This is a genomic window from Sphingorhabdus sp., from assembly GCF_046596595.1.
Taxonomy (GTDB): Bacteria; Pseudomonadota; Alphaproteobacteria; order Sphingomonadales; family Sphingomonadaceae; genus Sphingorhabdus_B.
This window is the reverse complement of record NZ_JBKJMB010000119.1, coordinates 1-7,227: the sequence shown is the minus strand read 5'-3', so window position 1 is coordinate 7,227 and position 7,227 is coordinate 1. Positions and strand designations below refer to the sequence as shown.

Sequence of the window (7,227 nt, the reverse complement as noted above, 5' to 3'; positions counted from 1 at the left end):
GATCCAACGCCAGTCGTCAGGGGCGCTGCGATATGGGCGCTGGGGCGCCTGTCACCTCAGGCATTTGCGCGCAAGCGGCAGGAGTATCTGGCTGCGGAGCAAGACCCATCGGTTTGCGCCGAATGGGAATATGCCGACGGGAATATGGTGGCGCATTAGAGGGTTTTTGGAAGCCCTCCCTACCTCTCGTCTGGGCTCGAGGAGAACGATTAGGGTCGCTTTAGCGGCGTTGCAGGGCTTCTACGCAAGAGACCCGGTCTACCGCCGCCCCGTCACTGCGCCGCGCATCCAAATAGGTGACGACCTCGCGCCCGCCTTTGCGTTCAGGATAGAGATATGCATCGAGAATGCACGGTTTACCGACAAATTGCAGCTTGCGTCCATAGACCTCAATGACATCAAGTCGGGGCTCACCGAACAGGCGTTTTAACGCGCCTACGTCCTTGCCCATCACTGCATCGAGCCCGCGTGTTGCCATAACTGGACGCACTGGAAAGGAGCCCGCAGTTCGCTCCTGTGGCGCAGGCGGGCGAGCTTCCGGCACCGCAGCGCATCCAACCAAAAGCAAGCTGGTTAAGCCAAGAGGAAGGAACCGCGTCATAATCCTGGGTTTCCTGAATGTACCACATGCACCGCCATGGCAGTAACCAGCACAGGGACGAGCAAGTTTACGAAGGGGACAAGCATTCCTGCCGTACCAACCAAACCGAGCATAAGCCGTGGCATTTTGTTGATCGCCCCGCGTGATTTTCCGTGCCGTGCAATCAGCATATCTTCGAGATCGCGGCCAAGAAGCAGCGCGTTAATCAACAGAAACGCGATTGCGGTGCCGACCCCTGTAAACAGCAGTAAAAGGTAAATAGGCAAAGCAAGAAGATTATAGCCGATCACCCGCGCAATCGACCGCAGCCCCATATAGGCACCCGAGGTAAGGCTCGGCCGTTTGCCGAAAGCGGCCTGCTGCGGATAATGCCGGTCCTCCACCGCATCGATGATGTCGTCTGCAAAAACCCAGGTAATCGCAACCGCGATCGCCCGGAACAAAAGGACAGCGGACAAGCCGATAATTCCGACAGTCAAAAGCCCGGACCAGAGCCCTTCATCTTCTATATTGAGCCACGCGAAAAGCCATTGCAGCGCAAACCACAAAGCCACGCCCAGAATAAGAAAAGCGACGAGTGTGAGAAGAACCACTTTTATCAGGACAGACGCGACGCGCCGGTCAGAAAGGCTTTGCAATGATAGCATCAACGCTTGGATCATCGCGCCGTTCTAAAGCGCTTGCCGGAAATGTCCAACCCCACTAGGGCGCGCTTGGCTTAAATAGGAACCCTTATGACTGATACCCGCTTCGACGTTCTCGCGATTGGCAACGCTATTGTCGATATCATTGCCAACACCGATGACGCGTTTATCGAGAGCGAGGGTCTGACCAAAGGCAGCATGCAGTTGATCGACGAAGCACGGGCGCAGGCATTATATGCCCATATGGGGCCAGCGCGCGAAATCAGCGGTGGTTCGGCGGCGAACACTTTGGCCGGGCTAGCGCGGCTGGGTCATAAAACAGCATTTATCGGACAAGTTGCTACTGACCAGCTTGGCGAAGTTTTCGCACATGACATCCGCGCCGGCGGTATTCATTTCGACATTCCCGCACGCGAAGGGGCGCCATCGACCGCGCGCTGCTACATTCTTGTCACGTCCGATGCGCAGCGCACGATGAATACATTTTTGGGCGCATCGCAATATTTGCCCGCTGCATTGATCGACAAATCGCTGATCGAAAGCGCAGCAATATTATATCTTGAAGGCTATTTGTGGGATCCCGAAGAGCCCCGCGCCGCGATGCGCACCGCCATCGATGTGGCGCGTGCGGCGGGACGCAAGGTTGCGTTGACCTTATCCGACGCCTTTGTAATCTCGCGCCATGGGCCGGATTTTCTTGCCGAAATGGACGCCGGTCGCATTGACATTCTGTTCGCCAATGAAGTTGAAATTTGCGCGTTGAACAACAGCGACGACTTCGAAGCTTCGGTTGCCGCTATCGCTGCCAAAGTTCCATTACTCGTCTGTACCCGTGGCGAGCATGGCGCGATTGCCGTTCAAGATGGTGTCCGTACCGAGGTCAGCGCAGAGCCTGTGACCCAACTTGTAGATACCACGGGTGCGGGCGACCTGTTTGCCTCCGGTGTCTTTGCAGGGATTGCCCAAGGCCGTCCGATGGCGGAATGCCTGACGATGGGCGCAGTATGCGCCGCAGAGATCATCTCGCATTATGGCGCGCGGCCCGAAGCGGACATCGCCGATCTTGTGGCCAAACGGCTGGCTTAATCGCGTTTCTTGCGGAACAGGACCCGGTCTTCAGGGCCGAAACCCCAGCGCCAGATGATCCAGCCATAAAGGCCAAGGATAGCTGGAATACCGAGCGTCAACTCCACCCACTCAAAGCGGGCAGGAACGCTAACGATCGCCATGCCAAGCAACGCCGAAGCTGCAACTGCCGATAACAGTGCCCAGCGCCAGACGCGGATCTGCTGACCAAGCAACTGCGACAGGAACCGCGCCTTAATCAGTGACCCGAGACCTAACGAAATCATGAGGCCACAGGCAACGGCTGCGCCTTGATACAGTCCGATATATTTCGGATTGATTGGCAAATCATCGACCAGAAATATGAGCCCGACGCTCACCAAGGCCTGCACCGCCAGCATCCCGATTGAGATCAACAGATTGCGGTGGCGCGCCATGTACACCAATGCCGCTTCGCTGACGACGGCCGTGGCGGCGGCGACCTCGGCGGCGAGCAGAAAGGCAAGCGCGCCGGTACCGCCGACAAATTCAGGCCCAACAAGCCCCATGACAGCCTCGCCCGGAATACCAAGTGCCAAGGCGATGCCGGCCTGCGCAGCGATGATCCAGAAACCAACTTGCCCGACCTGTTTGGCGATTTCGGCATAATTTTTTGTTTGCAGGTTACGTGTAATCACTGGCCCCAGGATCGGGTCAAAACTTGTCTTCAACTTCTGCGGCAGGCTGGCGACCTGCTGCGCGATATAATAAATTCCGACAATGGCAGGGGAAGCAAACAACCCCAAGATAGCCAGATCAAGCCGCCTGCTGCCCCATTCTGCGGCGTCCGCCGCTGCCAGCGGCAAGTTACGTCGCGCAATGGCGAGCGAACGCGATGCGCTTGGCCTCCACCCGCGTGGAACGCCATAGCTGCGCCACAAGGGCCAAAGTGCAAAGAACAGGGCTGCGACCAGTGAGGCAACATAAGCCAGAATCAGCCCGTCACGCGCAGAATAAAAGTAAAAAGCTCCGGCAGCGATGCTGATTGTCCACGGCTCAACAATGGCACGTGCGCGGACCGCTGATACGATGTCGAATTTATACGCAAGCGCCGAAAGGGCGATGTCGGTCGCGACGATTGCGAAGATGGCGAGCGGCAGAAAACGGTCAAGTCCGGTTATTCCGCTGTTGGGAAATATTAATTGTGGCAGAGCGATTAAGATCGCCGCGCCCAATGCCGCCGCTGCCATCGCTGCCAGCAATGCATCCGCAATGATGTGCGCATGCGGCCGGTCGTCCTTTGCCAACAGCTCGGCCAAGCCTCGCCGCAGTCCGAGCGATGCGAGTTGAGCCGCAAATTCAATGATAAGCAGAGCATAAGCAAAGCGGCCCAATGCTTCCGGGCCATAAAGCCGGCCAGCGATGAACAAAAAAGGGATACGGGCCGCCAGCCGCAGCAGAAATCCAAAAACATTCGTGCGGCCGCCCTTGGCGAGCGCTTGAATATCTTCTTCATCGGTTCTGGCTGTGGTCAAGTGATGCCCTCTGTTGCGAATTAGCCGATTAAGCGCGGCGTTACCAGCTTTCGGGCCTTAAAGGGCGGGCCAACAGATTGGTTACAACGGTCTCGACTGTAGCCGTTCCCGCGAGCAAGGCACAAACGGCTGAAACGATTGGCATTTCAATATTGAGTGCGACCGCAGACTTTAAAAGTACGGGCGCAGTGAACGCCCCCTCAGCAACGGTTTTGCGGTCGGCAAGCAGGTCGTTGGCGCTGCGTCCCTGCCCAAGGCCACGGCCCAAGGAAAAGTTGCGCGAATTTTCCGAGCTACATGTCAGCACAAGGTCGCCCAGTCCCGACAATCCGGCCAGCGTCTCCCCGCGCGCACCGCGTGCAAGCCCATATCTCTGCATTTCGGCAAATCCGCGCGCGATCAATGCGGCACGCGCATTCAGCCCAAGGCCAGCACCATCCACGACACCACATGCAATCGCGAGCACATTTTTGACCGCGCCGCCAATTTCCGCGCCAACAACATCGTCCGACCAATAAGGGCGGAAAGTCGGAGTTGCGATCTGCCGCATGAGTACAGAGCCAAGCGCCTGATTATTGGTGGCAAGCGTGACGGCTGTCGGCTTTCCTGCCGCGACCTCATGTGCAAATGTCGGACCCGATAGCACCGCCAACGGGTTGCCGGGCCGGGCATGCGCGGCGACATCCGACACGAGCATCTGGCTGTCGGCCTCAATGCCCTTTGCGCATAGAATGAGCGGCGCTTGCGTGTCGGGAAGCGCTTTTAATGTCATTCGGACATGCTGCGCGGGTGTGACGACGAGCAGGGCTTCGCAATCGCGCAATTGCGCCAAATCGCCCGTTGCCTCGATTTTTGCCGACAGGGCAGTGCCGGGAAGGAACAGAATGTTTTCATGTTGCGTGTTCACACTGCGCACAACTTCATCTTCGCGTGCCCAGATCAGGACATGGTCATGGATTTGCGCCATGACCGCAGCCAATGCAGTGCCCCAAGCACCGCCACCGATAATGCCTACCGGATATTTAGCCATATTCATGCTTTCACGCCTGCGCCACGGGCGGGCGCTGCTTCAGGATCAAGCGGCCAACGCGGCCGCGCGACAAAATCCAGACCGTCGGTCAGCCCCATAGCAAACCGCTCGGCACCCGCCCATGCGATCATCACGCCATTGTCGGTGCATAGCCACAACGGCGGAGCGACAAAGCGCATACCGCGGTTGCCAGCGAGCGTCTCCAACATGTCACGGATGGGTAAATTGGCGGCAACGCCGCCCGCCACCACCAAAGCAGCAGGCGGGTCGATGCGATCCAGCGTGTAGGTGATACGATCATAGAGGCAGTCAATAACCGCCTGCTGAAAGGACGCCGCGATGTCTTCAATCTTATATTGGCCTGTTTCGTGCGCACGCAGAACAGCGCTTTTCAGGCCAGCAAAAGAAAAATGCGGCTCGTCTGCGCCTTTCAATGGCCTTGGCAAGGGGACGTTCCGGGCATTGCCGAGCGCGGCGGCGCGTTCGACCGCTGGTCCGCCCGGAAAACCAAGCTCCAATATCTTCGCGGTCTTGTCAAAGGCTTCGCCGACTGCATCATCGATGGTCGTAGCCAACCGGGTATAGTCGCCCACATTGTTCACGCGCAGCAATTGGCAATGGCCACCTGAAACGAGCAGCAACAGATAGGGAAATGCGAGGTCCGGGTCGATCAGCCGTGGCGACAAGGCATGACCTTCAAGATGGTTGACTGCAATCAGCGGCTTGCCCGAAGCCATCGCCAGCGCCTTTGCGGTAACCAGCCCGACCATGACCCCGCCAATGAGACCCGGGCCAGCGGTCGCCGCGATGGCATCAACGTCGTCAAGCTTAAGCCCGGCATCGGCCAAGGCGGCCTCCACGAGGGGCGTCATAAGTTCGACATGCGCGCGCGCCGCAATTTCGGGGACGACGCCGCCAAAGGCACGGTGATGGTCCTCCTGTCCCGCCAACGCATGGCTCAGAATTGTCCGGTCGGAACGCACGATTGCCGCTGCGGTTTCGTCGCAGCTTGATTCAAGACCCAGGATGATTGCCATTGTGCTTTCCCATAGGTGGAGGTCTCGCTATGAACAAGCCGCATGACACGCAATATATTCACAGCCGACCGACCCTTACGTATCGGAACCCGCCGTTCTCCGCTGGCTTTGGCCCAAGCCGAGATGACCATGACCGCCCTTAAAGTGGCGCATCAATTGCCTGACGAGGCAGTTGTGCTCGTGCCGATGCTGGCAACGGGAGACAAAATTCAGGACCGGCCACTTGCCGATATTGGCGGGAAGGCGCTGTGGACTAAGGAACTTGAACGCGCGTTGATCGATGACCAGATTGATATTGCCGTCCATTCGATGAAAGATGTCGAAACATGGCGCGCTGATATCTTCGTGATCTCGGCGATGCTGCCACGGGCTGATGTCCATGACCGCTTGATTGGCGCGCTATCTCTTCAGGAGCTGAAACAAGGCGCACGTGTGGGCACGTCAAGCCCAAGGCGCGCGGCGCAGCTGCAACGTGTTCGGCCTGATCTGCAAATCGTGCCGCTCCGCGGGAATGTCGCCACGCGGCTCGCGCATATTTCGGCTGGCGACGCGGATGCAACTTTGCTGGCTGCCGCCGGGCTCGATCGTCTGGGCATGGCTGAAGTGGGCGCTGAATTATCGCTCGATGCATTCCTGCCAGCCGCGTCGCAAGGTGCTGTCGGCATTGACCGGCTGGCCAGCCGTGAAGACCTTATCCCTATCGTAGCGGCCATTAACGACGCAGACACCATTGCCGCCGTCAGCGCGGAGCGCGATTTTCTGGCGGCGGTCGGCGGGAATTGCCATTCGCCAGTTGCAGCCCTTGCGCTGGTCGAGGGTTCGCGCATCAGGCTGCGCGCCGAGATCTTCACAGCAGATGGCTCCGAGATGCAGTGCGGCGAGAAACTGTATGATCTGGGCGAAGACGGACCGGCGCAGCTTGCGCAGCAATTGCTCGGCAAAGCGAGCGCCGACCTGAGAGGCATTTTCGCATCGTGAAATTGCTTGTCATTCGGCCGCAGCCCGGGGCAGATGCGACGGCACATCGGCTTCGTGCGGCAGGGCATCAAGCCATTATCCTGCCCTTATTTGCGATCGAACATTTGGCCATGGAACGCGTTTCGGCCGATGGCTATGACGCGTTGTTGCTGACCAGTGGCAACGCTGTGCGCGCGGCAGCAGATTTTCTTGCCCGCGACCACGGTCTGCCAGTGTACGCAGTGGGCAGCGCTACCGCCGTTGCGTTGCACAAGCTTTCCGTGCCAGTCGATAACACGGGTGCGCAGGGGGTTGAGGCGCTGGTCCGTGGCGCAGTAGCCGACGGCTATCACCGACTGTTGTGGCTGGCGGGCGAAGA

The 7,227-nt window shown here is 58.5% G+C and carries 8 protein-coding genes; 3 read left to right on the top strand and 5 right to left on the bottom strand.

All coding sequences use genetic code 11. From position 1 onward, the window contains the following. Positions 1–220: 220 nt before the first annotated feature. On the bottom strand, positions 221–601 hold the full coding sequence (locus tag ACLL9E_RS11700; protein ID WP_411291913.1) for a hypothetical protein: 381 nt from the start codon (positions 599–601) through the stop codon (positions 221–223). Beyond that, positions 598–1,263, bottom strand: coding sequence for an EI24 domain-containing protein (locus tag ACLL9E_RS11695; protein WP_411291912.1), 666 nt, complete (start codon positions 1,261–1,263; stop codon positions 598–600). The genes ACLL9E_RS11700 and ACLL9E_RS11695 overlap by 4 nt, the downstream gene beginning before the upstream one ends. A gap of 72 nt (positions 1,264–1,335) precedes the next feature. Here ACLL9E_RS11695 and ACLL9E_RS11690 point away from each other — a divergent pair, with 72 nt between their 5' ends. Next, complete coding sequence (locus tag ACLL9E_RS11690; RefSeq protein WP_411291911.1) at positions 1,336–2,331, top strand: adenosine kinase; 996 nt, start codon at positions 1,336–1,338, stop codon at positions 2,329–2,331. On the opposite strand, the gene ACLL9E_RS11685 is transcribed toward ACLL9E_RS11690, so the two are convergent. The 3 genes from ACLL9E_RS11685 to tsaD are packed head-to-tail and all read right to left on the bottom strand — an operon-like array spanning position 2,328 to position 5,891. Continuing rightward, positions 2,328–3,824, bottom strand: a complete 1,497-nt coding sequence (locus ACLL9E_RS11685; RefSeq protein ID WP_411291910.1) for a lipopolysaccharide biosynthesis protein — start codon at positions 3,822–3,824, stop codon at positions 2,328–2,330. The genes ACLL9E_RS11690 and ACLL9E_RS11685 overlap by 4 nt on opposite strands. A gap of 40 nt (positions 3,825–3,864) precedes the next feature. Then, a complete protein-coding gene (locus ACLL9E_RS11680; RefSeq protein WP_411291909.1) occupies positions 3,865–4,860 on the bottom strand; it encodes an NAD(P)H-dependent glycerol-3-phosphate dehydrogenase in 996 nt (331 codons plus the stop codon). After that, positions 4,857–5,891: a tRNA (adenosine(37)-N6)-threonylcarbamoyltransferase complex transferase subunit TsaD gene (gene tsaD, locus ACLL9E_RS11675; protein ID WP_411291908.1), complete on the bottom strand. Its 1,035-nt coding sequence runs from the start codon at positions 5,889–5,891 to the stop codon at positions 4,857–4,859. The genes ACLL9E_RS11680 and tsaD overlap by 4 nt, the downstream gene beginning before the upstream one ends. A 42-nt stretch (positions 5,892–5,933) precedes the next feature. Here tsaD and hemC point away from each other — a divergent pair, with 42 nt between their 5' ends. Further along, positions 5,934–6,869 carry a hydroxymethylbilane synthase gene (gene hemC, locus ACLL9E_RS11670; RefSeq protein ID WP_411291907.1) on the top strand — a complete coding sequence of 312 codons (936 nt, stop codon included), beginning with the start codon at positions 5,934–5,936 and terminating at the stop codon, positions 6,867–6,869. Beyond that, positions 6,866–7,227 (top strand): uroporphyrinogen-III synthase (locus ACLL9E_RS11665; RefSeq protein ID WP_411291906.1); only part of this gene is annotated, 362 nt, incomplete at its 3' end. The genes hemC and ACLL9E_RS11665, both read left to right, overlap by 4 nt.